Origin of the sequence: Pseudomonas sp. NPDC087346 (assembly GCF_044744235.1) — a bacterium.
Classification (GTDB): Bacteria; Pseudomonadota; Gammaproteobacteria; order Pseudomonadales; family Pseudomonadaceae; genus Aquipseudomonas.
Genome location: NZ_JBIUXX010000022.1, coordinates 70,220 through 93,900 on the forward strand (window position 1 = coordinate 70,220; position 23,681 = coordinate 93,900).

Below are 23,681 nucleotides of genomic sequence, written 5' to 3' on the forward strand. Positions count from 1 at the left end.
AACCCCCCCCCAAACCCACCCCCCCCCCCCCCGCCCCCCCCCCCCAACACCCCCCCCCCCCCCCCCCCCCTCGCCCCCAAGGCGCGGATTCTGCCGGTGATCACCATCGCCCGCGAACAAGACGTGCTGCCATTGGCCGACGCCCTGGCCGCCGGTGGCCTGACCGCGCTGGAAGTGACCCTGCGTTCGCAGTTCGGTTTGAAGGCGATCCAGATCCTGCGCGAACAGCGTCCGGAGCTGATGACCGGCGCCGGCACCGTACTTGATCGCAATATGCTCGCGGCTGCCGAAGCGGCCGGTTCGCAATTCATCGTCACCCCGGGCATCACCCGTGATCTGCTGGAAGCCAGCGTCGACAGCCCGATTCCGCTGTTGCCGGGCATCAGCAACGCCTCCGGCATCATGGAAGGCTACGGCCTGGGTTATCGCCGCTTCAAGCTGTTCCCGGCTGAAGTCAGCGGCGGCGTGGCAGCGATCAAAGCCCTCGGCGGCCCGTTCGGCGAAGTGAAATTCTGCCCGACTGGCGGCGTCAGCCCAGCCAACATCAAGAGCTACATGGCGCTGAAAAACGTCATGTGCGTCGGCGGTAGCTGGATGCTTGATCCGGAGTGGATCAAGAACGGCGACTGGGCCCGCATTCAGGAATGCACCGCTGAAGCACTGGCGCTGCTGGACTGATCTTTACCTGACACTTCGTTGTGTGTTCTACGGCTTTTTCGGTGCACTTGGTCGGTGCACCGTTTTTTTTGCCCGCGGAAAACCAGGATCAAAAGATCGCAGCCCTGGAATGCATTTCCCTGTAGGAGCTGCCGAAGGCTGCGATCTTTTGATCTGCGCAGCAACGCTGCGATACATAGTTACCGCACCTCGAGTTTCTTCCAGCGCTAATCTGCGTGCTCTTATGGAAGAGAGAACGTGTCATGGATCGAGATTCTTCAGCTTCATCGCCGCCGGTCTATCAACTGGCGCCCGAGCAAATCGCCGGACCTTATTTCCGCAATCCCAAACTGCTTCGCCGTAACATCAGCGAAGGTGCCGAAGGGCTGCCGTTACTGTTGCGCCTGACCATCGTTGACGCCATGACCGGAGAACCGGTGAACGGCGCGCTGGTGGATATCTGGCACTGTAATGCGCGAGGAGCGTATTCAGGCTGGAGCCGGATCAATCCGGACCTGGAGGTCGATGCCGAGGCCATTGGTTCGATCCCGCGCACTGACGACGAAACCTACCTGCGCGGCAGTCAGATCTGCGATCAAAAGGGCAGGGTGCGCTTTACCACGATCTATCCGGGTTTCTATGCCGGGCGTGCGCTGCACATTCATGTGGCGGTGCGCATTGTCGCTGGTGGTGATTACCTGGAAGAGCGCAACGTCGCCTGGGTCGGCCAGTTGTACTTTCCCGAGGTCGTCTCACGTTCGGTGCTCAATGCCCGAGCTTATCGCGGTCGAGCATCAACACCGTTGAACAATGAACAGGATAGCCTGTACAGCGCCACTGACGGTGAGGGCTCGACATTGGCGGTCTGGCCGGTCGGACGTGAGTCCCACGAAGACGGCTTTTTCGGTCATCTGACCATTGGTATCGACACCTTTGCCGCGTCGTCACAGATCAAACCCGAGGACTTCGACAAGTACACGGTCTAGGCCGCTCAGCGCAGTTCATTGAGCGCCCGGGTCAGCACCTGCATGTCGTCGGCAGTGGTGGTCAGCCCCGGCGTGATACGGATGCACGGCCCGCACGCTGCGCCGTTGCGCACCACGGTAAACAGGTTGAATTCGCTCAGCAGACGCTCAGCCAATACCTGTTGATCGGCATGGCGAGTGAAGCGCATCGAGGTGATGCCGCAATACAGTCGTGGATCATCAGGTGTCAGCACCTCGATGCCAGGCAGATGCCGCACCGCGCTGACCCACAGGTTACGCAAGTAATTGAGCCGTGCGCCCTTGGCCGGGGCGCCGCCTAAAGAGCGGTGTTCCTCGAACACCAGCGGCAGGGTCATCAATGCCGGAATGTTCGGGGTGCTGTGCGGAATACGCGAGCGGATATCGTTGGGCGGGTAATGCGTTTCGCCCATGTCCGGATCGATGTCGGCCAGACGTTGCGTGGCGATATAGATGAAGCCGAGGGTCAGCGGTGCGCCGATCCATTTGTGCAGGTTGTACCCGGCGAAGGCGATGCCCAGTTCTTCGAGATCGAACTCGATTTGCCCGAGGGCGTGGGCACCGTCGAGGATCACATCGATCCCGTGCTCCTTGGCCAGCGCGGCGATGGCCTGCACCGGCATCACCAGACCGGTGCGGTGAGTAACGTGGGTCAGCGCCATCAGTTTGAGTTTCGGATGACGGATGAACGTCTCGCGATAGGTCTCCAGCAGGCTGTCGAAGCTCGCCGGATGCGCGTGACTGATCTCGATCACCTCGACGCCGCGCGTGCGCGCCAGCCAGCGCATGGCGCCTTTGACGGTGTCGTATTCGAGATCGCAGATCAGCACCTGATCGCCCGGTTGCAGGCGGTTGTAGTTACGGATCAGCGATTGCAGGCCTTCGGTGGCGTTGTGGGTGAAGGTCACGTTGTGCGCGCGAACACCGATCATCTCCGCGAGCTGCGCCCGGATATCCAGGCTATCGAGCGGTTCGAAACGTTGGCGTACGTGCACCGAGTTACTGCTGTTGATCAGCTCGATGTTGCGCTGGTATTCCTCGATCACCGTGCGCGACATGCGCCCGAAGTAGCCGTTTTCCAGGTTGACCGGGCCTGCTTGAACTTCATAACGATCGGCGAATGTTCGCCAGAAAGCTTCATCACGGGCGCGTCGGGTGTTATCGGGCATGATCGATTCGGCTCATTGAGGGGAGGACGCTTCAGTGACGTGGGGCAGGTTTGCCGTGTTTGGCGCGCAGAGGTTCGAGCAGATCCGACAGACCGTTGTGATCGATTTCCTGCATCAGCGCAAGCAGACCGCCGAGTTCACCGTGGGGAAACCCTTGGCGGGCGAACCAGTTCAGATACGGACCAGGCAGATCGGCAATGATCCGACCCTTGTATTTGCCGAAGGGCATTTCGCGGGTGATCAACAGTTCAATTTTTTCAGGGTTCATCGATGTAATCGTCCGGCCTCAAAACAATCTGGAAAATACAGGCATTCTGCATGCAGGCCAAATGACAGATCATGCAAATAACCGGAGTACAGTTTTTACGTATTTATTTAACGTGTTGATTTTAAACGAATAAATCTTTAAATCAGAGCTGGCACGCACACTGCAATATCCCTTGTATCTTCCACCGATCGCAAGGAATTGAAAAATGACTGACATGAATAAAGAAGCCATCTCCGTACTCAATGACCTGATTGAAACCTGCAAGGATGGTCAGGAAGGGTTCAAGACTTGCGCTGAAGACATCAAGCATCCAGAACTGAAAAGCCTGTTCGTGACCCGCTCCGCCGACTGCGCCACTGCCGCTGCCGAGCTACAAGCGGCAGTGCGTTCGATGGGCGGCGATCCGGAAACCTCCACCAGCGTCAGCGGTGATCTGCACCGTCGCTGGGTCGACGTCAAAGCCATGTTCACCGGCAAAGACGAAGAAGCAGTGCTGAACGAAGCCGAGCGCGGTGAAGACCATGCGCTGAAGGCTTATCGCGAAGCCATCGAGAAGATCAACAAGCACAATCTGGTGGGTATTCGTGACCTGGTTGAACGCCAGTATCACGGCGTACAACGCAACCACGACCAGGTGAAAGCCCTGCGTAACCAGGCTCGTGCACGCTCGTAAGCATTAGCGAAAAACTGTGGGAGCGAGCCTGCTCGCGATAACGGACTGACATTCAACATCAAAGTTGAATGAACTGACCCCATCGCGAGCAGGCTCGCTCCCACTTTTTTTTGTGCATACAAATCAGCCAATGCTGATCGGCGGCAAAGTCGGCAGCGTTACGGTCTGCTGTTTACGCGGCGCCAGAATCTCAGCCTCGCCGTCCACTACCAACTCATCACGCTGGTTGAACACGCGAGTGGCAATCCGCACACGAAACTTCGGCAGTTTCTCAAGAATTTCCAGACGCACTGTCAGGGTGTCACCGATCTTCACCGGTTTCTGGAAGCTCATTTGCTGACCGATATAAATAGTCCCCGGCCCAGGCAGTTCGCAAGCCACCGCAGCACTGATCAGCGCGCCGCTGAACATGCCGTGGGCGATGCGTTCCTTGAACATGCTGGCGGCAGCGAATTCGGCGTCCAGGTGCACCGGGTTGTGGTCGCCGGACATCGCCGCGAACAGCTGAATGTCGCGCTCTTCCACGGTCTTGCTGTAGCTCGCGGTCTGGCCGACTTCGAGGGCTTCGTAAGGGATGTTGGTAACCTGGGTCATCAGTCTCGATTCCTGTACTGGATCAGTTGAATCCATAAAAAATTACTCGCTGCGGTGCGGGCGCGGATGGCTCAGGGTCTGGTCGATCCAGCTCAGCACATCGGCGATCACTTCGTCGCGATTGGTTTCGTTGAACAATTCGTGCCGCGCCTGCGGGTAGATCTTCAGTTGCAGGTTTTGGCTGCCGGCCGAGCGCAAGGCATTGGCCAGATCAGTCAGACGCTTGCCTTCACTCACCGGATCACATTCACCGCCAATTACCAGCAACGGCAGGCCCGGGTCGATCTGGGCGAGATTGGACGCTTTGCTGATTTGCTGCAAGCCGCCGAGCAGGTCGATCCACAGCTGATTGGTGCAACGGAAGCCGCACAGCGGATCGTTGGCATACAGATCGACCTCGGCCGGGTCGCGACTCAGCCAGTCAAACCGTGTACGTGCAGGTTTGAATTTCTTGTTGAATGAGCCGAACGAAAGCCATTCGATCAGTGCACTGCGGCCCTTGCCGCGCTGACGCAGTTTTTCGAAACGGGCGATCTGCTGCGCGGCGCGATAGAGCGTCACTGGCTGAAAATTCGAGCCACTGAGAATCGCCCCGAGCAGACTGGCGCTGTGGTGCAGCAAATAAGCCTGAGCAATGTAACTGCCCATGCTGTGGCCGAGCAGGATGATCGGCACGCCGGGATGCTGTTGGCCGATATGTTGATTGAGACTGGCCAGATCACCGACCACTTTGCACCAGCCATCGTCGTCGGCGAAATGCCCCAACGTGCCGTGATCGGCCGTCTGGCCATGTCCGCGCAGGTCCGGCGCATAGACGCCGTAGCCCTGCGCGCAGAATTCTTCGGCCAGTCGCGCATAACGCGCACTGTGTTCGGCCATGCCATGGGCCAGCAGAATCACCGCTTTCAACGGCGCGGCCGGCAGCCACTGGTTGACAAAGAGGCGGCTGCGGTCACTCGCGTCCAGCCAGAAACTGTGGTGGATCATGGCAATTCCTTTTTATTTGAGCGGCATGGCTCAGGGTTCCTGCATTTTATAGCGCGTCCGATCAGCCCACGCCACGGCGGGAAGATTCACACGATCAATGACGACAATGTCCATATTTGCCTGAATGGCCATAACTGCTAGTGTCCGTGAAGCTCCGCTTTGTGCTTTCTCTTTTTGAGGGACGAGAGAGAAATGCCAGGAAAGTGGCCCCGGATCGGTTCAGGTAAAGAGGATAAGAACAATGCAACCTGATTTCTGGAATGACAAACGCCCGGCCGGCGTACCGCTGGACATCGACATGACCGAGTTCAAGTCAGTGATCGAGGTGTTTGAGCGTTCCTGCAAGAAGTTCGCGGACCGCCCGGCGTTCAGCAACATGGGCGTGACCCTCACTTATGCTGAACTGGAGCGCTACAGCGCCGCGTTCGCCGGTTATCTGCAAACCCACACCGACCTGGTGCCGGGTGATCGCATTGCGGTGCAGATGCCCAACATCCTGCATTATCCGATTGCCGTGTTCGGCGCACTGCGCGCCGGGCTGATCGTGGTCAACACCAATCCGCTGTACACCGCACGCGAGATGCGTCACCAGTTCAAGGATTCCGGCGCCCGGGCGCTGGTGTACCTGAACATGTTCGGGCAAAAAGTCCAGGAAGTGCTGCCCGACACCGACATCCAATACCTGATCGAAGCGAAGATGGGCGATATGATGCCCACCGCCAAGGGCTGGCTGGTCAACACCGTGATCAGCAAGGTCAAGAAACTGGTACCGGACTATTCACTGCCGCAAGCGATCTCGTTCAAGAGCGCGTTGCGCATGGGCCGTGGTCTGGGCATCAAACCGCTGAAGGTCAGTCTCGACGATGTCGCCGTGTTGCAATATACCGGCGGCACGACCGGCCTGGCCAAGGGTGCGATGCTGACCCACGGCAATCTGGTGGCGAACATGCAGCAGGTGCGCGCTTGTCTTGGCCAGTTCGGCGACGACGGCCAGCCGTTGATTCGCGAAGGGCAGGAGGTGATGATCGCGCCGCTGCCGCTGTACCACATCTATGCATTCACCGCGAATTGCATGTGCATGATGGTTTCCGGCAACCACAACGTACTGATCAGCAATCCGCGTGATATCGCTGGATTCATCAAGGAACTGAAGAACTGGCGGTTTTCGGCGCTGCTGGGGCTGAACACCTTGTTCGTCGCACTGATGGATCACCCGGACTTCAAGACGCTGGATTTCTCCACCTTAAAGCTCACCAACTCCGGCGGCACTGCGCTGGTGAAGGCGACGGCCGAGCGCTGGGAGCAGATGACCGGTTGCCGCATCACCGAAGGTTATGGTCTCACCGAAACGTCGCCGGTGGCCTGCACCAACCCGTATGGCGCCTTGTCGCGGATCGGCACGGTCGGCCTGCCAGTGCCGGGCACCACGCTGAAAGTCATCAGTGATGACGGCGTCGAGCAACCGGCGGGCGAGCGCGGCGAACTGTGCATCAAGGGTCCGCAGATCATGAAGGGCTACTGGCAGCAACCGGCGGCCACCGCCGACGTGCTGGATGCCGAGGGCTGGTTCAAGTCCGGCGACATCGCGGTGATTGATCCGGACGGTTTTGTGCGCATCGTCGATCGCAAGAAGGACATGATCATCGTCTCCGGTTTCAACGTGTACCCGAACGAGATCGAAGACGTGATGATGGCCCACCCGAAAGTCGCCAACTGCGCGGTGATCGGTGTGCCGGACGAGCGCTCGGGCGAAGCGGTGAAGTTGTTTGTGGTGGCGCGGGAAACCGGGGTCAGCCTTGAAGAGCTCAAGGCGTACTGTAAGGAGAATTTCACCGCGTACAAAGTGCCGAAACACATCGTGTTACGAGACTCTCTGCCAATGACGCCGGTGGGCAAGATCCTGCGGCGCGAGTTGCGCGATATCGCCTGATCTGTTGAATGGCCGCGCTTTGCGCGGATCGCGGGCAAGCCACGCTCCCACAGGATTAGCGTAATCTTTGTGAGAGCGGGCTTGCCCGCGATGCATTTGGAAAGCAAAAAGCCCCGAATTACGGGGCTTTCAGGGTGTCTTAGGATTTTTGCTCTAAAATGACTGCCAGAAAGTCTTGAGTCATTAAAGTGACCGCTGGGGCCTCTTTTGGCTCTAGGCGACCCTCGGCAAAGCTGCTACTCTCGGCGCGCTTTGTGACTTCTCGGCCTATCTAAAAGCCAGATTCACCAATACAAAACACACACCAATAATAATCGCATCAAATGCGGTGAAGAATTCGCGTTGCTGAGGAGTGGGCTTCCATGATCGAAGACTTTTGGAAGGATAAGTACCCCGCTGGAATTGCTGCCGACATCAATCCAGACGAATATCCGAACATTCAGGCAGTGTTGAAGCAATCCTGCCAACGCTTCGCCAACAAACCGGCTTTCAGCAACCTGGGCAAGACAATCACCTACGGTGAACTGTACGAATTGTCCGGTGCCTTTGCCGCGTATCTGCAACAGCATACCGATTTGCAGCCCGGTGATCGAATCGCCGTGCAACTGCCCAACGTTTTGCAGTACCCGGTGGCCGTCTTCGGTGCGATCCGCGCCGGGCTGATCGTGGTCAACACCAACCCGCTGTACACCGCGCGGGAAATGGAACACCAATTCAACGACTCCGGCGCAAAAGCCCTGGTGTGCCTGGCGAACATGGCGCATCTGGCTGAGACCGTGGTGCCGAAAACCAGCGTCAAACACGTTATCGTCACTGAAGTTGCCGACCTGCTGCCGCCGATCAAGCGTCTGCTGATCAACAGCGTGATCAAGTACGTGAAGAAGATGGTGCCGGCCTATCACCTGCCTAAAGCCGTCAAGTTCAACGACGTGCTGAGCAAGGGCCAGGGCCAGCCGGTGGCGGAAGCCAACCCGGACAGCGGCGACGTCGCCGTGCTGCAATACACCGGCGGCACCACTGGCGTGGCCAAGGGTGCGATGCTGACTCACCGCAACCTCGTGGCCAACATGCTGCAGTGCAAGGCGCTGATGGGTTCCAACCTCAATGAAGGTTGCGAGATCCTCATCACGCCGCTGCCGCTGTACCACATCTATGCGTTCACCTTTCATTGCATGGCGATGATGCTGATCGGCAACCACAACATCCTGATCAGCAACCCGCGCGACTTGCCGGCGATGGTCAAGGAACTGTCGAAGTGGAAGTTCAGCGGTTTCGTCGGCCTCAACACACTGTTTGTGGCGCTGTGCAACAACGAAGGCTTCCGCAAGCTGGATTTCTCGGCGTTGAAAGTCACGCTGTCTGGCGGTATGGCCCTGCAATTGGCTGCCGCCGAGCGCTGGAAAGCGGTTACCGGTTGCTCGATCTGTGAAGGTTACGGCATGACCGAAACCAGCCCTGTGGCCACGGTCAACCCGATCCAGAACATCCAGATCGGCACCATCGGCATTCCAGTGCCATCGACCCTGTGCAAAGTCATCGACGATGCTGGCGTTGAACAACCGCTGGGCGAAATCGGCGAGCTGTGCGTCAAGGGCCCGCAAGTGATGAAGGGCTATTGGCAGCGTCAGGAAGCCACCGATGAAATGCTCGACAGCGACGGCTGGTTGAAAACCGGTGACATCGCGCTGATTCAGCCGGATGGCTACATGCGCATTGTCGATCGCAAGAAAGACATGATTCTGGTCTCCGGTTTCAACGTCTATCCGAACGAACTGGAAGACGTGCTGGCAACCCTGCCGGGCGTGTTGCAGTGCGCGGCGATTGGCGTGCCGGACGAGAAGTCGGGCGAGGCGATCAAGATTTTCATCGTTGCCAAACCGGGTGTGACGCTGACCAAGGAAACCGTGATGGAGCACATGCGCGCCAACGTCACCGGCTACAAGGTGCCGCGTTCGGTGGAGTTCCGCGATGCACTACCGACGACCAACGTCGGCAAGATCCTGCGCCGCGAACTGCGCGACGAAGAGCTGAAGAAGATCAAGGCGAAGAACGCCGCATAAACAAAAAGCCCCGCAGATGCGGGGCTTTTTGATTCTCGCCTGGAGGTTTTTAGTGTCTGTCAGGCCATCTTCGCGAGCAAGCTCGCTCCCACATTGGAACGCGGTCTAAATGTGGGAGCAAGCTTGCTCGCGAAGCTTTTGCTGTTACTGGCGGAACGGCGCGAAGTTGACGTTGGTGCCCGACGGACGCATGTCCTGCAGATACGAATCCTTGTCCGCACTCAATTCCAGACTCAGCGCAGCCTTGCGCTTGCCTTCATTGCGAATCACCAGCCCTTCGAGCTTTTCACGCAGGAACACCGTCGGCACTTTCAGGTGCAGCAGTTCGTCGGTGGCTGGCGTGTGCATCAGCAAGTGAATCCACTCGTACTGACCGATTGCCAGGCGTGCGACCGGCAGATCGAACCACCAGATATTGCGATTACGGTTCAGTTCGGCGAAGTGGCAGTTGTTGACGCCGAGCACGGCACCGCCCAATTCCTGGTTTCTACGGGCAATGGCGAGCTTTTTATCGAGTTTCATAACATTCCTGCGGGATCGGTTCTCTGGCGCATAGCGCCGATATGTTGCGCATTCTCGGGGCTTCGCGGGCAAACATAAAGCCCAACCTGCACGCTGCGACGAAATGAACCCCTGAAAATAAATGAAACTTGGCGCAAACCGGGCCGGTCAATCTTTAGGTACTGACTTTTCCCCCTTAATGCACCAAGGAGAAACACCATGAGTAGCACAGGCGATAAAGTAAAAGGCATGGCCAACGAAGCTGTCGGTAACGTCAAGCAAGGCGTTGGTAAAGCCACCGACAACACCAAGCTGCAAGCCGAAGGCAAGATTCAAGAGAAAAAAGGCGAAGCCCAGCAAGCTGTCGGCAAAGCCAAGGACGCGGTAAAGAAAGGCGTCGACAAGGCTTGATTCAGGCTTTGAACGAAATACATGAGCGGCCATCCAAGGATGGCCGTTTTTGTATCGATCACAATCTGTGACCGACGAAAGTTTTTCAAAGTCGCCAATTAGGCTACCTTGATGAAACAAACGGCCCCTGAGTCGCCACGACTTCAACCTGTTTTGCGGCGAAAGGAGACGCGAATGATTTTCCCGGACATGAAAGGTCTGCCCCTGCACCGGGTGATGGTGCGCACGGTCACTGAATTCGTTGACGACGAGATGTCGACGTATGCCTCGGCACTGGCCTACCAGATGCTGTTTTCGCTGTTCCCGTTCATTCTGTTTTTGATCGCCCTGATTGGTTTTCTGCACCTGCCGGACTTCTTCACCTGGCTGCGTCTGCAATCGGAACTGGTGCTGCCACCGCAGGCGCTGGAGCAGGTCAATCCGGTGATCGATCAGTTGCAACAATCCAAGGGCGGCTTGCTCTCGATCGGTATCGTCATCGCCCTGTACACCGCATCTGCCGGCGTGCGGCTGATGATGAGTGCGATGAATGCCGCGTATGACGTGGTTGAAGGCCGGCCGATCTGGAAGCGTTTTCCGCTGTCGGTTTTCTACACCGTGGGCATCGCCGGCATGCTGCTGGTCGCCGCCGCGCTGATGGTGCTCGGGCCGCAGGTGATGGGCTGGATCGCCGCGCAAGTCGGGCTCGAAGAAGTCATCGTCACCGTGTGGACGATTGCGCGCTGGCCGGTGATCGTGATTCTGATGATGGTCGCCGTGGCACTGATCTACTACGTGATGCCTGACGTCAAACAGGAGTTCCGCTTCATCACCCCGGGCTCGGTGCTGGCAGTGGTGGTGTGGATTATTGCCTCGTTAGGCTTCGCGTTTTACGTCAAGACGTTCGCCAATTACAACGCGATGTATGGCAGCATCGGTGCGATCATCGTGCTGTTGCTATATTTCTACATTTCCGCCGCCGTACTGTTGCTCGGCGCGGAAATGAATGCGGTGATCGAGCACATGTCCAGCGAGGGCAAGGACCCGGGCGAAAAAGTCCCCGGTGAACTCGATGAACAACCCAAACAACACGTCTCGGGCCTGGGCCGCGATCATTCGCTCAAGCCGGACACTGACGAAGCCTGACCATGATTCGTGAAATTCTGAAAATGGGCGACGAGCGCCTGCTGCGTATCGCGCCACCGGTGCCGGCCGAAATGTTCGACAGCCCTGAGCTTTGGCAACTGATCGACGATATGTTCCAGACCATGGAAAGCGTTGGCGGCGTAGGGCTCGCGGCGCCACAGATTGGTGTCGATCTGCAATTGGTGATCTTCGGCTTCGAGCACAGCGAGCGCTACCCGGACGCCGAAGCGGTACCGCAGACGATCCTGATCAATCCGTTGATCACGCCGCTTAATCCGCAGACAGAAGAGGGTTTTGAAGGTTGTCTCTCGGTGCCAGGTTTGCGCGGCGCGGTGGATCGTTATCAGCAGATTCGCTACGAAGGATTCGATCCGAAAGGCGAGCCGATTGTGCGGGTGGCTTCAGGTTTCCATGCGCGGGTGGTGCAGCATGAATGCGATCACTTGATCGGGCGGCTGTATCCGTCGCGCATCAGCGACTTCAGCAAGTTCGGTTTTACCGAGGTGATGTTCCCGGATCTCGATCCCAACGCGGACGACTGATCCGAATCCAAGACATTTCCCATGTGGGAGCCAGCCTGCTGGCGATTACGGTGTGTCAGACAATGAAAATGTCACTGCTATACCGCAATCGCCAGCAGGCTGGCTGGCTCCCACAATGGTTTTGCATCAGGCTGAAGGTTTCAGCTCCATCGCAATCATCGGCTTGCTCCGCGCATAACGGCTCAAACGCTCGGCCATCGCCTGGGGCAGAGCGGGGTCGAAGCTGAACCCGCGTCGCTCATAAAAACCGCGCAAGTCCGGATGGCAGAATAGCCACACCGGCAACTCCAGACCTTTCACCGCCTCGGCAATCAATCCGGCGGCCAGCCCTTGTTCACGACAGTCCGGGTCGACCAGCAAACCGGTCAGCCAATGCCCGCCCGCCACCGGCCGCAGACACAGCACCGCGACAATCTCCTCTCGGCGCGCCACCCACAACTGCGCATCGCGCACGGCTTTCATCGACGATTGATGGCTGCGGTAGAACTTGTTCATCAACGGCCATAACGACTCGTCGAGCAGGGTGTATCGGGTATCGGGCATGGGATCGGACTGTCGGCGTGCAAAGCGCCGATTATAAAAGAACGCGCGCGGCGCGATAGGTGTATACCTGATTTCACATCCCCTGTTAGTGGAGTACGCATCATGTCCAAAGGTATGGATTCAAAGAAAGCTGCGAAGAAGAAGCCGGCCAAGACTGCGATTGAGAAACGCCACGATAAGAAGGCCAAGAAACTCGACGTTTTCGGCCACTGATCAAGCTCTTCGAGAGCCCGGTTCTCGGGCTCTCGGTTCAAATCAAAAATAATCTGCAAGTTTTCCAGGCGTTGTTGCACAGGAAAGGAACATCTCTGTTCCGAGCAACGCCATGCCGCATTACTTCGACGCCGCCCACCGCCAGCAAATCGACACCCTGCGCCAGCGCTTCACCGCCCGCACCGAATGGCCGACCTGGCTGCTGCTGATCGGCGTGTATGGCGGCTGGTTCGCCGTTGTCCTCAATAGTCACTGGCTCGGTCGCGCTTTCAGTACGTTGCTGCTGATTCCGTTGCTGGTGTTGTGGCTGTCGGTGCAGCACGAATTGCTCCACGGGCATCCGACGCGCTGGAAGCGGCTGAACAAAGTCCTCGGCTATGCGCCGCTGGCGGTGTGGTATCCGTACACGCTCTATCGCGACAGCCATTTGCTACATCACCGCGATGAAGATCTGACCGTGCCGGGCGTCGATCCCGAGAGCCGTTACCTGAGTGCGGTGCATTGGCAGGGCAGTTCACTGTTCGAGCGAAGCCTGCACTGGCTGAACAAAACCGTGCTTGGGCGCTTTCTGCTGGGTGCGCCGCTGGCGTTGTTCGCGCTGGCCGGGGAAGAGTTGCAGCGTCTGAAGAATGGCGAGCGTCAGGCCTGGCTGATGTGGCTGACTCACGGCGCGTTCACAATATTGATGCTGTGGTTCATCGCTCGCTATAGCGTGTTGCCGGTTTGGCATTACTTGCTACTGATCAGTGTGCCGGCGCTGTCGATTGCGATGATTCGCTCCTATTACGAACACCGTCCGCACGCGCAACCGGAGCAACGCACGGTGCTTAATGAAGCGGGATGGCCGTGGCGCTGGCTGTTTTTGAATCTGAATTTTCACCTGGTGCATCACGACTTGCCGGGGCTGGCGTGGTACGACTTGCCCACGGTTTACTACACGCGTCGCGAACAATGGCAGGCGCGTAGTGGCGGGTTTCTGGTGCAGGGATATGGGCAGTTGTGGCGGCAGAATGGGTTCAAGCCAATCGATAGCCCGCAACACCCCTTCCACTAATCTCAAGAACACCTTACTCCCCTGTGGGAGCCAGCCTGCTGGCGATAGCGTTGGATCATTCAGCATGTGCATCAACTGGCAGCCCGCAATCGCCAGCAGGCTGGCTCCTACAGGTTATGTTTCTACGGGAAAGAATGTGTATGACCCAACACCACGCCGAACTGCTGATGTACATCGCCCCCGAGCCTATCCGCCTGGCTAACGAACGCTGGATCACGCGCATCCTCGATCACCTCGGCCACACCCGGCTGAATGCCGAACATCTATCGCTGCCACAGCTCTGGTTATCCCCTCAATTACTGCTGACGCAAACCTGCGGCTATCCGTTGATGACCGCGCTGCGTGGCCAGGTGCGAATTATCGGTCGTCCGCGTTACGAGTTGCCCGACAGCAGCGCCGGCAACCATTGCAGCCTGATCCTCGCTCGCGCCAATGATCCCCGTAAAACTCTCGCGGACTTTCGCGACAGTCACGGGGTGATCAACAGTGAAGACTCCAATAGCGGCATGAATCTGCTGCGCCAGCGTCTGGCGCCGTTGCAGCGTGACGGACAGTTCTTCGCCTCGGTCGGCATCAGCGGCGGCCATCGTGAAAGCTTGCGCTGGTTGCGTGAAGATCGCGCTGATCTGGCGGCTATCGACAGCGTGACCTACGCCTGTCTCGCGCAATATGCGCCGCAAGAGGTCAGCGGATTACGCGTGGTTGCGCGAAGTGCAATCAGTCCGACGCTGCCTTTCATCACTGTCGCCAGTGCTACGGATCAGCAGATTGAAGGACTGCGAGACGTGATGAATCAGGCCCTTGAGGAACTGCCCGAAGTGGCGCAAACCCTCGGCTTGGTGGAAGTGCTGGCGGCCAGCGAAAGCGACTACAAGATCCTGCTCGACTATCAGCGAGAAGCCGAAGAACTCGGTTACCGCCACTTGCACTAAAAGATCGCAGCCTTCGGCAGCTCTTACAGGTTGAACGCATTCCAAATGTAGGAGCTGCCGAAGGCTGCGATCTTTTGATCTTATATTTCCAAAAAGAATATAAAAATAAAATATTAATATTATTAATGCATAAGGCGCTTTGCTAGGATCGCGCCACCGGACGACCGGACATTCAGCGACCCCTAACCCAGGAGCCCCTATGTCCGGCGCCGACGTATCCCATCGCAACACCGTGGACGGTTTGTTCCGCGCTCACTATCACTGGCTCTGCACCCGCCTGCGACGGCAACTGAACGATGCCGCCAGTGCCGAAGACATCGCCGCCGAAACCTTCGCCCAATTGCTCGAAGCCCCAAGTCTGAGCGCGATCCGCGAACCCCGCGCCTTGCTCACCACCATCGCTCAGCGCCTGCTTTATCAGCGCTGGCGCCGTGGTGATCTGGAGCGCAGGCACCTGCTGCAAATCGATGAGCAATCGACGGTCTCGCCCGAAGAACTGGCGCAACTGACCCAGACCCTCGGCCACCTCGACCAAAGCTTGCAGCGCTTGCCCGGCAAAGTCCGCTCGACCTTTTTACTCGCCCGAATCGATGGCCTGACCTACCCGCAAATCGCCGCCGAACTGGGTATCTCCCAGCGTTCGGTCAGCGCCTACATGACTCGCTCCCAAGCCCTGTGCGACCGCCACAGCGCCAACCAATTCCTACAAGACAAGAGGTCTGCATGAGATCGATCAAAACCCTGCTCGGCAGTTCGTTGCTGGCGTTGAGTCTGGCTGTCGGCCACGCCGCGGCGACAGAGAAAACTGCGCCGATTCACTTCGGTGACATCACTTGGGAGAGCGGCAGTTTCATCACTGAAGTGCTGCGCCTGATCGTCGAGAAAGGCTATGGCTACCCAACCGATACGCTGCCGGGCAGCACCGTCAGCCTGGAAGCGGCGTTGGCGAAAAACGATATTCAAGTGATCGGCGAAGAATGGGCCGGGCGCAGTCCGGCGTGGGTCAAGGCGTCGGCCGAAGGCAAAGTGTTCGGCCTCGGCGATACGGTCAAAGGCGCGACTGAAGGTTGGTGGGTGCCGGAATACGTGATCAAGGGCGACCCCGAACGCGGGATCAAGGCACTGGCGCCAGAGTTGAAATCAGTCGCCGATCTGCCGCGCTACAAAGAGGTGTTCCGTGACCCGGAAGACCCGACTCGCGGGCGTTTCCTCAACAGTCCGACCGGCTGGACTTCGGAGATCGTCAACAGCCAGAAGCTCAAGGCGTATGCGCTGAACGACAGCTTCGTCAACTTCCGCACCGGTTCTGGCGCGGCGCTGGATGCCGAGGTGGCCTCGTCGATCCGGCGTGGCAAACCGGTACTGTTCTACTACTGGTCGCCAACGCCGCTGCTCGGTCGTTTCAAACTGGTGAAGCTCGACGAGCCGCCGTTTGATGCAGAAGCGTGGAAGACCCTGGCCGATGCGAATAACCCGAATCTGAAGGGCACGCGCTCGATGCCGGCCAGTCTGGCGATTGGCGTTTCCGCGCCGTTCAAGGCGCAGTATCCGGACCTGGTGGCATTCTTCGAGAAAGTCGATTTGCCGATTGATCTGCTGAATCAGACACTGGCGGCGATGAGTGAAAAACGTCAGCAACCGCGCCAGGTCGCCGAGGCGTTTTTACGTGATCAGCCGCAGGTGTGGAAGGCTTGGGTGCCGGGGGAGGTGGCGAGCAAGGTGAGCGGGAGTTTGTAGGTTCTCTGAAGGTTTTTTGGTGTTTGGCCCGACGCCATCGCGGGCAAGCCACGCTCCCACAGGTATCGAAGTTGTCTGAAAAATATCGGTCAACATCGGTCCCTGTGGGAGCGTGGCTTGCCCGCGATTGGATCTGAAGGCTTAAGCCGCTTCCGCCGCCAACGCCGCAATCACTGTCGGGCGCTTGCCGATTCTGTCCTGAAACCGCGCCAACGCCAGCGGTGCAGGCCTTGCTCGACCTCCTCGATGATTCAGCGGTGGCGTTGCCGCGCTGAACCGTTTCTTGTGCAAAAAGTGCCAGATACTGGCCGACTAATGGCCTTGCGCAAGGCATTGCGCTGTCTATGCTCAGCTGTAACTAACTGTGTCGACCACCGGTAGGCCGGCCCGGATTAGCCTGATCGCAACACGTTGGCAGAGTGCGCAATTGAAGGCACCTATTCGAAATGACAGGGAGCATTTTTTAAATGGAAGTTCTTCGACACGTTAGGGCTGGCCCGCTTGCGGGCTATCAAGAGAGGGATGTCTTGATTAGAGCGTTGCTGCATGGACCCTCCGATTGAACATCATTAATCACCTGACAACTTCCTCTCGTGGAGGAATGCGTGTGCCTGTTCTATGGAACGTAGTGGTGGATCTTGAAAGAACTGAACTTTCATCAAATCAAAAGACCGCGCGGAAGGTGATACAACCATGTTCAACCTACATCACAAGGCTGACCTGCTGGAAATCGAACGCTATAGCTGTGCGCTGACTGAAACCAACGCCAAGCTGGAAGCGATCAGCCGTTCGATGGCAATGATCGAGTTCACCCCCGAAGGCATTGTTCTGGATGCCAACGAAAACTTCTGCAAGACCATGGGCTACGGCGCCGAAGAAGTGCGTGGCAAACATCACCGGATCTTTTGTGAAGAAGAGTTCTATCGCAGCGAGGAATACGCCAAGTTGTGGCGTGATCTGGCCCGTGGTGAACCGATCAGCGGGACGTTTCTGCGCCTGAATAAAAGCGGACGCGAGATCTGGCTGGAAGCCAGTTACATGCCGGTGTACGGCACGGACAAACAAGTCAAAAGCGTGATCAAGGTCGCCTCGGACATCACCCAGCGAGTCAACAAGGAAAAAGAAGAGGAAAGCATGCTGGCCGCTATCGGCCGCTCGATGGCGGTGATCGAGTTCACCCCCGAAGGCAATGTGATTACTGCCAACGACAACTTTCTACGGACGATGCAGTATTCGCTGCACGAAATTGTCGGCCATCACCACAGCATGTTTTGCCACCGCGCCGAATCCGAGTCGGTGCAATACAAGGCGTTCTGGGCCTCGCTCAATCGCGGCGAATATCACTCGCATCGTTTCGAGCGCAAGAACAAATCCGGGCAGATGGTTTACCTCGAAGCCTCTTACAACCCGTTGTTCGATACCAAAGGCCGCTTGTACAAAGTGGTCAAGTTCGCCAGCGACATCACCCAGCAAATGACCACCCTGCAAAACGCTGCGGAATCGGCCCACAGCACTTCGGTACAAAACGACGCCTGCGCGCAAAAAGGCTCACAGGTCGTGCAGCAAACGGTGCAGATCATTCAGGACATTTCCCGCGACCTTAACGAAGCCGCGCAGAGTATCGACGCGGTCAGCAAGCAGTCGGACATCATCGGCACCATCGTCCAGACCATTCGCGGTATTGCCGATCAGACCAATCTGCTGGCGCTCAATGCGGCCATCGAAGCGGCGCGGGCCGGTGAGCATGGACGTGGTTTTGCGGTGGTCGCGGACGAAGTGCGCAGTCTGGCGGCACGCACCAGTCAGGCGACGCTGGAAATTGTCGAGGTGGTGCGCAAGAACCACGATCTGTCACTGAGTGCGGTATCGAGCATGCAATCAAGCCTGAGCCGCACCGGACTCGGTGTGGAATTGGCGAATGAGGCGGGGGAGGTGATTCTGGAAATTCAGCAGGGCTCAAGGCATGTGGTGGATGCCATCAGCCAGTTCAACAATACCCTGCAGTTGAACTGACAACGCATAACAACTGTAGGAGCTGCGGCACGCTGCGATCTTTTGATCCTGATCTTTAAAATCAAGATCGAAAGATCGCAGCAGCTCCTGCATTGGTTTTTTATGCAGCCTTGAAATCAGAGCGATGCGAGGACCTTGTCCGCCAGCTTGTCGCTGTCCTTGACCTCATTGATGTCCTTGGCGTTTTCCTTCTCTTGCTGCGCCATCTGCAGTTTGTCCTGCATGCGCTGGGCGATCTCTTTGCCGATAGCTGCCTGACGCTCAGGCGGCAGCGCGTTGAAGCTTTCTTCGGTAAGTCCCATTTCCTGCAGGATGCTGTCGCGCAGACGCTGTTCCGGCGTCTTGCTCATGTATTCCTTGAACGCATCGGTGGCCGAGGTACCGGTGGTTTTGCTGGCATCGGACGTGTCGGTGGTTTGCAGGCCGACACGGGTCTTGGCGAACGCTTCATCGACGTTATCGCTGATGCGCGTGGCTTCGCTGACCTGTTGGGTGGCGATCTGCGTGGCCGAAGTCTGTACCTGGGAAGCGGCGTCGGTGGCTTGCGACTGTGTCTGATTTTGCACCGATTGCAACATGGCCCCGTGCAGACCACCTTGCAGACCGGCAGCCACAGTCGCCGTGGTGTCTTCAGTCAGCCGCTTCGGCAGATGAATGATTTGCTGTTGTTTAGCACTGACCAACATGATGAATTGACCTGTAGGTAATGACCGATGGCCATATTGGAGCAATTACCGTGCCTTACAGGTAAATCCTTTTATATCAATCGGTTGTCTGTTTGTGGCACATCACGAAGCGGTCATCCGCTGCCGTCTCGCGGCAAGGAATGACCGCTGTTCGTCAGCGATGGGCAATGTTCTCCAGTGCCAGATTACGCGTGCGCGGGCCGAAACAGCCGATGGTCAGCATCACGATCAGCATGCTGCAGGCGATGAACGCGAGGACGCCCGGTGTGCCGAGATGTTCGAGGAACATGCCGATCAACAAACTGCTGAACACCGTCGACAGACGACTGAACGAATAGCAGAAACCTACCGCACGGGCGCGGATGTTGGTGGGGAACAGTTCGCTCTGGTACGAGTGATAACTGAAGCTCAGCCACGCGTTGCAGAAGGTGATCATCACCCCGCAAAAAATCAGGCCGAAGGCGCTGGTCTGCAAGGCGAACAAGGTGCCGAAAGTCATGGCGCCGAGGGCCGAACCGACGATCTGCCACTTGTTCTCGAAACGGTTGGCGAACTTCACGAACAGCAGCGGCCCAAGCGGGTAGGCGAGGGTGATGATGAACGCGTACATCAGGCTGTGGGTGACGCTGACACCCTGACCGGAAAGCAGCGCCGGCAACCAGTTGCCAAAGCCGAAAAAACCGATGGCCTGGAACACGTGAAAGACGATCAGCATCAACGCACGACGGCGGTAGGGCGGTTGCCAGATATCGGCGAAACGGCCCTTGCCTTCGACGTCGACAGCGACCGGCTCCGGGCTGTCCAGCGGCTGGCCATGATCTTTTTCGCAACGCGCCTCGATGCCATCGAGAATCCGGTTCGCCTCATCGAAACGACCGTGTTGCGCCAGCCAGCGCGGCGACTCCGGCAGGCGTTTGCGCAGCCACCAGATGAACAGCGCAAACACCGCGCTGGCCAACACCACGAAGCGCCAGCCGGCAATGCCGAACGGGTCTTGGGGCACCAGCCACCACGACATCAATGCCACGGATGGCACCGACAGGAACTGCACGAAAAACGCGAAGGCAAACGCTGAACTGCGCATGCGTTTGGGCACCAGTTCCGAGAGGTAGGCGTCGATAGTCACCAGCTCGATACCGAGGCCGATGCCCACCAGAAAGCGCATGCAGATGATCCCCAGCGCCGAACTCTGCACGCCCATCAACACAGTGGCGACGGTGTACCAGACCAGCGCGAAAGTGAAGATCGCCCGCCGGCCAAAGCGATCCGCCAACGGGCTGAGCATGCTCGCGCCGATGAACAAACCAAGGAACGTCGCCGAGGCAAATGCCGCTTGATCGGAGAAACCGAACACGCCCTTACTGCCGGTGGCGAAGATCCCGTCGCGGATCAGCCCGGGACTGATGTAAGCCGTCTGGAACAGATCGTACAGCTCGAAAAAACCACCAATCGACAGCAGCGCCACCAGCCGCCAGATCGTTGCGACTGCCGGAAGTCGGTCGATGCGGGCGGAAACCTGTGCGGCGCGTATCGGATCGATACCGTCGCTTGGTGTGGCGCTGGGGGCTTGAGCAGTCATGGGCTGATCCATTTTTTATTGATGGAGAAGCTTAGCCTGCTATCGGAAACCGATGCTTGTGAATATCGGCGCCTGACGCCTGAGAACTGCTGACTTATTGCAATATTCGTTTACGAATTAACGATTTATGCCGCTGGCAGCGGATCAGGCAACGCCGAGGCTGGCAGGCCGAATACCCGGTCGAACAGCCAGTTGAACGCAAACGTGTAGCAGGGGATGAACACGATCAACGCCAGATCCAGCAGAAACGCCTGCACCAGACTGATGTTCATCCACCAGGCGATCAGCGGAATCAGGAACACGATCAGCGTCAGTTGAAAACCGATGGCGTGGGCGATCCGTCGTTTGACTGTGCGAGTGCGCGACACCTGGCGGCTCTCCCAGCGTTCGAACATCGAGGTGTAGATGAAATTCCAGGTCACGGCGATGGTGGTGATGATCACCGCCAGCGGCCCGGTGCTGCCCGGCGACGTACCCGACAACAGCGCCAGACCGAGGGCGGAGAAGGTCATGCCGATCACTTCGTAAAGCGACACATAGACCAGTTTGCGTTTGACGCCTTGCATGCAGATTGCCTCTTTGTTGCGACTTGATGCCAGCGGGGCTGGCGAAGACGGCGAAAGATAGCTTCAATAGAGGTGACAGAAAAAGTCAGTAGCTTTCAGTTTTATTGATAGGTGATGGTTTTGAATTTCAACAGCGACAGCATCGAACTGTTTCTCGCGGTGATCGAACGCGGCTCGTTTTCCGCTGCCGCACGGGCGCTGGGCAAAGTCCCTTCGGCGGTCAGTATGAGCATCGCCAATCTGGAGGCAGAGCTGGGTTATCCGCTGTTCGACCGCAGCCACCGTGAACCGCAACCGACTGCCATGGCCAATGCGCTGGTGCCACATGCGCGGCTGATTGCCGATCAACTCAAGCAACTGCAAGTGCACGCGGTGGAGTTGTCGCTGGGGCTGGAAAGCAAGCTGTCGATTGGCGTGGTGGCAGACATCGATCGGCGGCGCCTGCTGGCGGCGATCAAGGTGATTGCCGAGCGTCATCCGTTGCTCGACATCGAAGTGCTGACCGCGCCGCAGGATGATGTGCTGGCTATGCTGCACAGCGGCAGGGTCAACGTGTGCCTGGCGTTTGCCGGATTGAGCATGAATGTGCAGGAACGATTTCAGTTTGTCGGCAGCGAACGCATGATCGCCACGCTGGCGGCGGACAGTCCGTTGTTGCAGGGGCAGGATTTGTTTCTTGAGGATCTGGTGCATGTGCGGCAGATCTTCGTCGCCAGCCGTGATTTGCCGATCAGCGAAACCCGGCCATTGGTGGCTGAATCCTGTTGGCGCACGGACAGCCTTGAAACGGCCATGGAGATGGTTGAGGCAGGCTTGGGCTGGGGCAACTTCCCGTTGTCAGTGGTGCAGTCGCGGCTGGATACGGGCCGGTTGAAGCGCCTGAATTTCCGCAACATCGAAAACGGTCTGGTGCTGCCGGTGCATGCGGTGTGGCTGAAGAGCCAGCCACTGCAGAAAGGCGCAGCGGCCCTGGTCGAATTACTCGGCCGAGGTCCATTGTAGGAGTGAGCTTGCTCGCGATAGCGGTGTGTCAGCGACAGGTGCATTGACTGACATGACGCATTCGCTGGCAAGCCAGCTCCCACAGGGTCCCGGTCGAACACAAAATCTGTAAACAACCAAATACCTGTGGGAGCTGGCCTGCCAGCGATGGCGATTTATGTGCTTTCGCGGATTTTCAGTTCGAAGCCCATGTCTTCGACCGGGCGCGCCACGCTGTTGCCGGCCATCAACGTCAGCATCTGCTCCGCTGCACGCCGGCCAATCGCTTCACGCGGGGTGTTGATGCTGCTCAGGCGCGGCACCATATGCTCCGACATCGGCAAGTCGTTGAAGCCGAGAATCGCCACCTGCTGGGGAATCTTGATTCCGTGGCGCAACGCCTCGAGCAATGCACCCTGCGCCAGGTCGTCGTTGCCGAAGAAGATCGCATCGACATCCGGATGCGCCGCCAGCAGTTGCAGGAACAACTCGCCCCCCAAACCCACCGAAGAAGCGCGGGGCGTCAGCACTTCCAGATCCGGGTCGTAGCGCCCGGCCTTCTGCAAGGCTTTGCGGAAACCTTCACCGCGCAGCAACGTGCGCTGATCAAGTTGCGCGCCAATGTAAGCCAGACGCTTGCGTCCACGGGACAGCAAATGTTCGGCAGCCGTTTCGCCGGCGCTTAGTTGCGAGAAACCCACGCAGTTCAGACCGGCAGCGCTGTCCAGTTCCATCATGTACACGCAAGGAATGTTGCTCGCCTCGATCATCCGTCGCGAACTTTCAGTGCGATCAAACCCGGTCAACAAAAAACCGCGTGGCTGATAAGCCATGTAGTTGCGCAGCAGGTTTTCTTCTTCATCGCGCGAGTAGTGGAAGTTGCCGATCAGCACTTCGAAGCCCTTGGGCGTCAAAACCCGATGAATGGCTTCAAGCGTATCGATGAACAACAAGTTCGACAGTGAGGGCACCAGCACCACGACAGAATGACTCTGCGCCGAGGCCAGCGCACGGGCGGCGGGATTGACCACGTAGTTGAGTTCGAGGGCGGCTTTCTGGACTTTTTCCACCAGTTCGGTGGCCACGGTGCTGACGCCACGCAGGGCGCGGGAGGCGGTAATCGGGCTGACGCCGGCCAGACGCGCAACTTCATTCAGGGTGGGACGGCCGGTGGTGCGGGTATTTTTATCGTTTTTAGGGGTGGTCATCGGGCGGCTTGCCAAACAAAAATCAAGGCACTAAGGTAGCGCTGTCCTGATGCAGCTGCAAATGCGTAAGCGAGGTCCTGCCTGATCCTCGCTTTTTGGCGTTGGGCGCAAACCTGCTGCAACCCAAAAAAACGACAAGAAGGCGTCGGCAACTTCTGCCTGTGCACTAGAGTCATAGCTAGCAAAGGTAGCGCTGTCTGCGCGCTGAGGTGTTACATGAATCATCCCATCACCGCCCTGGTCATCAT

23 protein-coding genes and 2 pseudogenes are annotated in these 23,681 nt (G+C 57.9%); 15 read left to right on the plus strand and 10 right to left on the minus strand.

All coding sequences use genetic code 11. The annotated features are described in order from the left end of the window. The first annotated feature begins 87 nt into the window (after positions 1 to 87). On the plus strand, positions 88 to 678 hold the full coding sequence (locus ACIOZM_RS15320) for a bifunctional 4-hydroxy-2-oxoglutarate aldolase/2-dehydro-3-deoxy-phosphogluconate aldolase (RefSeq protein WP_401215325.1): 591 nt from the start codon (positions 88 to 90) through the stop codon (positions 676 to 678). Between the two features lie 242 nt (positions 679 to 920). Beyond that, the gene (locus ACIOZM_RS15325; protein ID WP_401215264.1) at positions 921 to 1,643 is read left to right on the plus strand and encodes an intradiol ring-cleavage dioxygenase; all 723 of its coding nucleotides are present in this window, start codon (positions 921 to 923) and stop codon (positions 1,641 to 1,643) included. Positions 1,644 to 1,648: 5 nt separating this feature from the next. Here ACIOZM_RS15325 and ACIOZM_RS15330 read toward each other — a convergent pair whose 3' ends face one another. Next, entirely contained in the window at positions 1,649 to 2,830 is a 1,182-nt protein-coding gene (locus ACIOZM_RS15330) for an aminotransferase class V-fold PLP-dependent enzyme (RefSeq protein WP_401215267.1), read from the minus strand. Positions 2,831 to 2,861: 31 nt separating this feature from the next. Further along, positions 2,862 to 3,098 carry a DUF3820 family protein gene (locus ACIOZM_RS15335; RefSeq protein ID WP_401215270.1) on the minus strand — a complete coding sequence of 79 codons (237 nt, stop codon included), beginning with the start codon at positions 3,096 to 3,098 and terminating at the stop codon, positions 2,862 to 2,864. Positions 3,099 to 3,303: 205 nt separating this feature from the next. On the opposite strand from ACIOZM_RS15335, the gene ACIOZM_RS15340 reads away from it, so the two are divergent. Further along, on the plus strand, positions 3,304 to 3,771 hold the full coding sequence (locus ACIOZM_RS15340; protein ID WP_401215273.1) for a PA2169 family four-helix-bundle protein: 468 nt from the start codon (positions 3,304 to 3,306) through the stop codon (positions 3,769 to 3,771). A 123-nt stretch (positions 3,772 to 3,894) separates the two neighbouring features. Here the strand turns inward: ACIOZM_RS15340 and ACIOZM_RS15345 are convergent, their stop codons facing one another. Both ACIOZM_RS15345 and ACIOZM_RS15350 read right to left on the minus strand, forming a co-directional pair. Then, positions 3,895 to 4,365 carry a MaoC family dehydratase gene (locus ACIOZM_RS15345; protein WP_093099066.1) on the minus strand — a complete coding sequence of 157 codons (471 nt, stop codon included), beginning with the start codon at positions 4,363 to 4,365 and terminating at the stop codon, positions 3,895 to 3,897. Between the two features lie 42 nt (positions 4,366 to 4,407). Continuing rightward, positions 4,408 to 5,352, minus strand: a complete 945-nt coding sequence (locus tag ACIOZM_RS15350) for a lysophospholipase (protein WP_401215276.1) — start codon at positions 5,350 to 5,352, stop codon at positions 4,408 to 4,410. A gap of 241 nt (positions 5,353 to 5,593) precedes the next feature. On the opposite strand from ACIOZM_RS15350, the gene fadD2 reads away from it, so the two are divergent. Further along, positions 5,594 to 7,282, plus strand: coding sequence for a long-chain-fatty-acid--CoA ligase FadD2 (gene fadD2 / locus ACIOZM_RS15355; RefSeq protein ID WP_401215278.1), 1,689 nt, complete (start codon positions 5,594 to 5,596; stop codon positions 7,280 to 7,282). 362 nt (positions 7,283 to 7,644) lie between these two features. Further along, the gene (gene fadD1, locus ACIOZM_RS15360) at positions 7,645 to 9,342 is read left to right on the plus strand and encodes a long-chain-fatty-acid--CoA ligase FadD1 (protein WP_401215281.1); all 1,698 of its coding nucleotides are present in this window, start codon (positions 7,645 to 7,647) and stop codon (positions 9,340 to 9,342) included. Between the two features lie 144 nt (positions 9,343 to 9,486). Here fadD1 and ACIOZM_RS15365 read toward each other — a convergent pair whose 3' ends face one another. Continuing rightward, complete coding sequence (locus tag ACIOZM_RS15365) at positions 9,487 to 9,864, minus strand: hypothetical protein (protein ID WP_401215284.1); 378 nt, start codon at positions 9,862 to 9,864, stop codon at positions 9,487 to 9,489. A gap of 198 nt (positions 9,865 to 10,062) precedes the next feature. Here ACIOZM_RS15365 and ACIOZM_RS15370 point away from each other — a divergent pair, with 198 nt between their 5' ends. The 3 genes from ACIOZM_RS15370 to def all read left to right on the plus strand — a co-directional run bounded on the left by ACIOZM_RS15370 (position 10,063) and on the right by def (position 11,921). Further along, the gene (locus ACIOZM_RS15370; protein ID WP_008082339.1) at positions 10,063 to 10,254 is read left to right on the plus strand and encodes a CsbD family protein; all 192 of its coding nucleotides are present in this window, start codon (positions 10,063 to 10,065) and stop codon (positions 10,252 to 10,254) included. A gap of 174 nt (positions 10,255 to 10,428) precedes the next feature. Further along, positions 10,429 to 11,379, plus strand: coding sequence for a YihY/virulence factor BrkB family protein (locus tag ACIOZM_RS15375; RefSeq protein WP_401215287.1), 951 nt, complete (start codon positions 10,429 to 10,431; stop codon positions 11,377 to 11,379). 2 nt (positions 11,380 to 11,381) lie between these two features. Beyond that, positions 11,382 to 11,921, plus strand: a complete 540-nt coding sequence (gene def / locus ACIOZM_RS15380; protein ID WP_401215290.1) for a peptide deformylase — start codon at positions 11,382 to 11,384, stop codon at positions 11,919 to 11,921. 126 nt (positions 11,922 to 12,047) lie between these two features. Here def and ACIOZM_RS15385 read toward each other — a convergent pair whose 3' ends face one another. Beyond that, a complete protein-coding gene (locus ACIOZM_RS15385; RefSeq protein WP_401215292.1) occupies positions 12,048 to 12,464 on the minus strand; it encodes a GNAT family N-acetyltransferase in 417 nt (138 codons plus the stop codon). Between the two features lie 325 nt (positions 12,465 to 12,789). Here ACIOZM_RS15385 and ACIOZM_RS15390 point away from each other — a divergent pair, with 325 nt between their 5' ends. The 6 genes and pseudogenes from ACIOZM_RS15390 to ACIOZM_RS15415 all read left to right on the plus strand — a co-directional run. After that, complete coding sequence (locus tag ACIOZM_RS15390) at positions 12,790 to 13,731, plus strand: fatty acid desaturase (protein ID WP_401215295.1); 942 nt, start codon at positions 12,790 to 12,792, stop codon at positions 13,729 to 13,731. Positions 13,732 to 13,871: 140 nt separating this feature from the next. Then, on the plus strand, positions 13,872 to 14,663 hold the full coding sequence (locus tag ACIOZM_RS15395; RefSeq protein WP_401215298.1) for a phosphate/phosphite/phosphonate ABC transporter substrate-binding protein: 792 nt from the start codon (positions 13,872 to 13,874) through the stop codon (positions 14,661 to 14,663). 199 nt (positions 14,664 to 14,862) lie between these two features. Continuing rightward, positions 14,863 to 15,390 carry a sigma-70 family RNA polymerase sigma factor gene (locus tag ACIOZM_RS15400; protein ID WP_401215301.1) on the plus strand — a complete coding sequence of 176 codons (528 nt, stop codon included), beginning with the start codon at positions 14,863 to 14,865 and terminating at the stop codon, positions 15,388 to 15,390. Next, positions 15,387 to 16,400, plus strand: coding sequence for an ABC transporter substrate-binding protein (locus tag ACIOZM_RS15405; protein ID WP_401215304.1), 1,014 nt, complete (start codon positions 15,387 to 15,389; stop codon positions 16,398 to 16,400). The genes ACIOZM_RS15400 and ACIOZM_RS15405 overlap by 4 nt, the downstream gene beginning before the upstream one ends. 693 nt (positions 16,401 to 17,093) lie before the next feature. After that, a pseudogene (locus ACIOZM_RS15410) lies at positions 17,094 to 17,870 on the plus strand (PAS domain-containing protein); the annotation flags it as partial. Between the two features lie 120 nt (positions 17,871 to 17,990). Continuing rightward, positions 17,991 to 18,413 (plus strand): annotated as a pseudogene (locus ACIOZM_RS15415) (methyl-accepting chemotaxis protein); the annotation flags it as partial. A 116-nt stretch (positions 18,414 to 18,529) separates the two neighbouring features. On the opposite strand, the gene ACIOZM_RS15420 reads toward ACIOZM_RS15415, so the two are convergent. The 3 genes from ACIOZM_RS15420 to ACIOZM_RS15430 form a co-directional block, all read right to left on the minus strand. Beyond that, positions 18,530 to 19,099 (minus strand): hypothetical protein, encoded by a 570-nt coding sequence (locus tag ACIOZM_RS15420; protein ID WP_401215307.1) that lies wholly within the window; start codon positions 19,097 to 19,099, stop codon positions 18,530 to 18,532. A gap of 154 nt (positions 19,100 to 19,253) precedes the next feature. Then, a complete protein-coding gene (locus ACIOZM_RS15425; RefSeq protein WP_401215310.1) occupies positions 19,254 to 20,678 on the minus strand; it encodes an MFS transporter in 1,425 nt (474 codons plus the stop codon). Between the two features lie 125 nt (positions 20,679 to 20,803). Then, the gene (locus ACIOZM_RS15430; RefSeq protein WP_401215313.1) at positions 20,804 to 21,244 is read right to left on the minus strand and encodes a PACE efflux transporter; all 441 of its coding nucleotides are present in this window, start codon (positions 21,242 to 21,244) and stop codon (positions 20,804 to 20,806) included. 120 nt (positions 21,245 to 21,364) lie between these two features. On the opposite strand from ACIOZM_RS15430, the gene ACIOZM_RS15435 reads away from it, so the two are divergent. Beyond that, complete coding sequence (locus ACIOZM_RS15435; protein WP_401215316.1) at positions 21,365 to 22,246, plus strand: LysR family transcriptional regulator; 882 nt, start codon at positions 21,365 to 21,367, stop codon at positions 22,244 to 22,246. A 155-nt stretch (positions 22,247 to 22,401) separates the two neighbouring features. Here ACIOZM_RS15435 and ACIOZM_RS15440 read toward each other — a convergent pair whose 3' ends face one another. Then, the gene (locus ACIOZM_RS15440) at positions 22,402 to 23,433 is read right to left on the minus strand and encodes a LacI family DNA-binding transcriptional regulator (protein WP_401215319.1); all 1,032 of its coding nucleotides are present in this window, start codon (positions 23,431 to 23,433) and stop codon (positions 22,402 to 22,404) included. Positions 23,434 to 23,681: the final 248 nt, after the last annotated feature.

Coding starts and splice junctions, on each gene's coding strand:
- ACIOZM_RS15370 (WP_008082339.1), top strand. CDS start 10,063: ATGAGTAGCACAGGCGATAAAGTAAAAGGCATGGCCAACGAAGCTGTC.
- ACIOZM_RS15385 (WP_401215292.1), bottom strand. CDS start 12,464: ATGCCCGATACCCGATACACCCTGCTCGACGAGTCGTTATGGCCGTTG.
- ACIOZM_RS15375 (WP_401215287.1), top strand. CDS start 10,429: ATGATTTTCCCGGACATGAAAGGTCTGCCCCTGCACCGGGTGATGGTG.
- ACIOZM_RS15330 (WP_401215267.1), bottom strand. CDS start 2,830: ATGCCCGATAACACCCGACGCGCCCGTGATGAAGCTTTCTGGCGAACA.
- ACIOZM_RS15425 (WP_401215310.1), bottom strand. CDS start 20,678: ATGACTGCTCAAGCCCCCAGCGCCACACCAAGCGACGGTATCGATCCG.
- ACIOZM_RS15390 (WP_401215295.1), top strand. CDS start 12,790: ATGCCGCATTACTTCGACGCCGCCCACCGCCAGCAAATCGACACCCTG.
- fadD1 (WP_401215281.1), top strand. CDS start 7,645: ATGATCGAAGACTTTTGGAAGGATAAGTACCCCGCTGGAATTGCTGCC.
- def (WP_401215290.1), top strand. CDS start 11,382: ATGATTCGTGAAATTCTGAAAATGGGCGACGAGCGCCTGCTGCGTATC.
- ACIOZM_RS15345 (WP_093099066.1), bottom strand. CDS start 4,365: ATGACCCAGGTTACCAACATCCCTTACGAAGCCCTCGAAGTCGGCCAG.
- ACIOZM_RS15340 (WP_401215273.1), top strand. CDS start 3,304: ATGACTGACATGAATAAAGAAGCCATCTCCGTACTCAATGACCTGATT.
- ACIOZM_RS15350 (WP_401215276.1), bottom strand. CDS start 5,352: ATGATCCACCACAGTTTCTGGCTGGACGCGAGTGACCGCAGCCGCCTC.
- ACIOZM_RS15325 (WP_401215264.1), top strand. CDS start 921: ATGGATCGAGATTCTTCAGCTTCATCGCCGCCGGTCTATCAACTGGCG.
- ACIOZM_RS15420 (WP_401215307.1), bottom strand. CDS start 19,099: ATGTTGGTCAGTGCTAAACAACAGCAAATCATTCATCTGCCGAAGCGG.
- ACIOZM_RS15335 (WP_401215270.1), bottom strand. CDS start 3,098: ATGAACCCTGAAAAAATTGAACTGTTGATCACCCGCGAAATGCCCTTC.
- ACIOZM_RS15430 (WP_401215313.1), bottom strand. CDS start 21,244: ATGCAAGGCGTCAAACGCAAACTGGTCTATGTGTCGCTTTACGAAGTG.
- ACIOZM_RS15440 (WP_401215319.1), bottom strand. CDS start 23,433: ATGACCACCCCTAAAAACGATAAAAATACCCGCACCACCGGCCGTCCC.
- ACIOZM_RS15405 (WP_401215304.1), top strand. CDS start 15,387: ATGAGATCGATCAAAACCCTGCTCGGCAGTTCGTTGCTGGCGTTGAGT.
- ACIOZM_RS15400 (WP_401215301.1), top strand. CDS start 14,863: ATGTCCGGCGCCGACGTATCCCATCGCAACACCGTGGACGGTTTGTTC.
- fadD2 (WP_401215278.1), top strand. CDS start 5,594: ATGCAACCTGATTTCTGGAATGACAAACGCCCGGCCGGCGTACCGCTG.
- ACIOZM_RS15365 (WP_401215284.1), bottom strand. CDS start 9,864: ATGAAACTCGATAAAAAGCTCGCCATTGCCCGTAGAAACCAGGAATTG.
- ACIOZM_RS15395 (WP_401215298.1), top strand. CDS start 13,872: ATGACCCAACACCACGCCGAACTGCTGATGTACATCGCCCCCGAGCCT.